Raw genomic sequence first — 3,554 nt, 5'->3', positions numbered from 1 at the left:
GGGGTGTGTGCTGGGTCTTCTGGGTGGTCCTGCCTGGTCGGTCGTACCGCCGGTGCACGCCGCACAGCTGCCACGTCTCGAGGGTTGTCCTCGGGGTGGGTGAGCTGTGAAGGGGTGTGTCGGGCTGGCGCCGGCTGCTACGGGTGGGGACTGGTCGTTGTTTGAGAACTGCACAGTGGACGCGAGCATCTTTGAATGATCTTTGTGGCAAGTTTTTAAGGGCACAGGGTGGATGCCTTGGCATCAGGAGCCGAAGAAGGACGTGGTAGCCTGCGAAAAGCCTCGGGGAGTCGGCAAACAGACAGTGATCCGAGGGTGTCCGAATGGGGGAACCCCGCAGCAGTCATGTGCTGTGACCCGCACCTGAATATATAGGGTGCGTGGAGGGAACGCCGGGAAGTGAAACATCTCAGTACCGGCAGGAAGAGATATTCCGTGAGTAGTGGCGAGCGAAAGCGGATCAGGCCAAACCGTACGTGTGTGAGAGCCGGCAGGCGTTGCACGTGCGGGGTTGTGGGACTGCGCCACCGGGTCTGCCGACCTGGTAGGGAGTCAGAAAACGTGCATGTAGGCGAAGGGTCTTGAAAGGCCCGGCACAGAGGGTGTGACCCCCGTAGCCGAAACGTGTGCGTCTCCCGTGCATCATCCCAAGTAGCTCCGGGCCCGAGAAACCTGGAGTGAATCTGCACAGACCACTGTGTAAGCCTAAATACTCCCTGATGACCGATAGCGGACAAGTACCGTGAGGGAAAGGTGAAAAGTACCCCGGGAGGGGAGTGAAATAGTACCTGAAACCGTGTGCCTACAATCCGTCGGAGCCTCCCTAGCAGGGGTGACGGCGTGCCTTTTGAAGAATGAGCCTGCGAGTTAGTGGTACGTGGCGAGGTTAACCCGTGTGGGGAAGCCGTAGCGAAAGCGAGTCCGAACAGGGCGTGTCAGTCGCGTGCTCTAGACCCGAAGCGAAGTGATCTAGCCATGGGCAGGGTGAAGCGCGGGTAAGACCGTGTGGAGGCCCGAACCCACCAGGGTTGAAAACCTGGGGGATGACCTGTGGTTAGGGGTGAAAGGCCAATCAAACTTCGTGATAGCTGGTTCTCCCCGAAATGCATTTAGGTGCAGCGTCACGCGTTCCTTGCCGGAGGTAGAGCTACTGGATAGCCGATGGGCCCCACCAGGTTACTGACGTTAGCCAAACTCCGAATGCCGGTAAGCCAGAGCGTGGCAGTGAGACTGCGGGGGATAAGCTTCGTAGTCGAGAGGGAAACAGCCCAGATCACCGGCTAAGGCCCCTAAGCGTGTGCTAAGTGGGAAAGGATGTGGAGTTGCTCTGACAACCAGGAGGTTGGCTTAGAAGCAGCCACCCTTGAAAGAGTGCGTAATAGCTCACTGGTCAAGTGATTCCGCGCCGACAATGTAGCGGGGCTCAAGCACACCGCCGAAGCCGTGGCACTCACACATCAGCTCAGCCCTTTACGGGGTTCAGGCGTGTGGGTGGGTAGGGGAGCGTCGTGTGGACGGTGAAGCGCCGGGGTGACCCAGGTGTGGAGACCACACGAGTGAGAATGCAGGCATGAGTAGCGAATGACGGGTGAGAAACCCGTCCGCCGAATGACCAAGGGTTCCAGGGCCAGGTTCATCCGCCCTGGGTAAGTCGGGACCTAAGGCGAGGCCGACAGGCGTAGTCGATGGACAACGGGTTGATATTCCCGTACCGGCGAAGAACCGCCCATACCGAGCCCGGTGATACTAACCACCTGGTACTCCTCACCGCCCTTCGGGGCATCGGGGTGTGCCGGCTGGGACCTGATCCGGTAGTAGGTAAGCGTGTTAACAGGGGTGACGCAGGAAGGTAGCTCGGCGTGGCGATGGTTGTCCACGTCCAAGGCTGTAGGGCGTCGGTCAGGTAAATCCGGCCGGCACGTGCCTGAGAGCTGATGGTGACCGCACCAGCGGGAACAGGGTGATCCTATGCTGCCAAGAAAAGCCTCGACGCGAGGTTCTAGCCGCCCGTACCCCAAACCGACTCAGGTGGTCAGGTAGAGAATACCAAGGCGATCGAGACAATCGTGGTTAAGGAACTCGGCAAAATGCCCCCGTAACTTCGGGAGAAGGGGGGCCTGAAGTGTGAACCGGCTTGCCCGGGGAAGCATGGAGGGCCGCAGAGACCAGGGAGAAGCGACTGTTTACTAAAAACACAGGTCCGTGCGAAGTCGCAAGACGATGTATACGGACTGACGCCTGCCCGGTGCTGGAAGGTTAAGAGGACGGGTCAGCAACCTCGGTTGCGAAGCTCAGAATTTAAGCCCCAGTAAACGGCGGTGGTAACTATAACCATCCTAAGGTAGCGAAATTCCTTGTCGGGTAAGTTCCGACCTGCACGAATGGCGTAACGACTTCTCCGCTGTCTCAACCGCGAACTCGGCGAAATTGCACTACGAGTAAAGATGCTCGTTACGCGCAGCAGGACGGAAAGACCCCGGGACCTTTACTATAGCTTGGTATTGGTGTTCGGTGCGGTTTGTGTAGGATAGGTGGGAGACTGTGAAGCGGGCACGCCAGTGTCTGTGGAGTCGACGTTGAAATACCACTCTGACCGCTTCGGATGTCTAACCTCGGTCCGTGATCCGGATCAGGGACAGTGCCTGGTGGGTAGTTTAACTGGGGCGGTTGCCTCCCAAAATGTAACGGAGGCGCCCAAAGGTTCCCTCAGCCTGGTTGGCAATCAGGTGGCGAGTGCAAGTGCACAAGGGAGCTTGACTGTGAGACCGACAGGTCGAGCAGGGACGAAAGTCGGGACTAGTGATCCGGCGGTGGCTTGTGGAAGCGCCGTCGCTCAACGGATAAAAGGTACCCCGGGGATAACAGGCTGATCTTGCCCAAGAGTCCATATCGACGGCATGGTTTGGCACCTCGATGTCGGCTCGTCGCATCCTGGGGCTGGAGTAGGTCCCAAGGGTTGGGCTGTTCGCCCATTAAAGCGGTACGCGAGCTGGGTTTAGAACGTCGTGAGACAGTTCGGTCCCTATCCGCTGCGCGCGCAGGAAACTTGAGAAGGGCTGTCCCTAGTACGAGAGGACCGGGACGGACGAACCTCTGGTGTGCCAGTTGTTCCGCCAGGAGCACGGCTGGTTGGCTACGTTCGGAAGGGATAACCGCTGAAAGCATCTAAGCGGGAAGCCTGCTTCAAGATGAGGTTTCCACGCCCCCTCTGAGGGGTGAGAGGCTCCCCGTAGACCACGGGGTCGATAGGCCGGATGTGGAAGGCAGGACCAACGACTGCCGCAGCTGACCGGTACTAATCAGCCGACAACTTGCTCACACCCATTCAAAACATGTTGCACGCGTCCACTGTGCGGTTCCCGAACCGCGACCCACCCCCCACCACACCCCTGTGTGTGGTCGGGCGGGGTGACCTCGCACTGGTTCGACCCTGTTACGGCGGTCATAGCGGTGGGGAAACGCCCGGTCCCATTCCGAACCCGGAAGCTAAGCCCACCAGCGCCGATGGTACTGCACCCGCCAGGGTGTGGGAGAGTAGGACGCCGCCGGACACT

At 59.3% G+C, this 3,554-nt stretch carries 2 rRNA genes; both read left to right on the top strand.

Annotated elements, in window-relative coordinates:
* Positions 1–205 precede the first annotated feature (205 nt).
* Positions 206–3,319 (top strand): 23S ribosomal RNA (locus tag EJA20_RS18200).
* Positions 3,320–3,434: 115 nt separating this feature from the next.
* Positions 3,435–3,551, top strand: a 5S ribosomal RNA gene (rrf, locus tag EJA20_RS18195).
* The last annotated feature ends 3 nt before the right edge of the window (positions 3,552–3,554 follow it).

The organism is Cellulomonas endophytica (assembly GCF_004123805.1).
Taxonomy (GTDB): domain Bacteria; phylum Actinomycetota; class Actinomycetes; order Actinomycetales; family Cellulomonadaceae; genus Cellulomonas; species Cellulomonas endophytica.
This window is presented reverse-complemented; position numbering and strand designations above follow the sequence as displayed.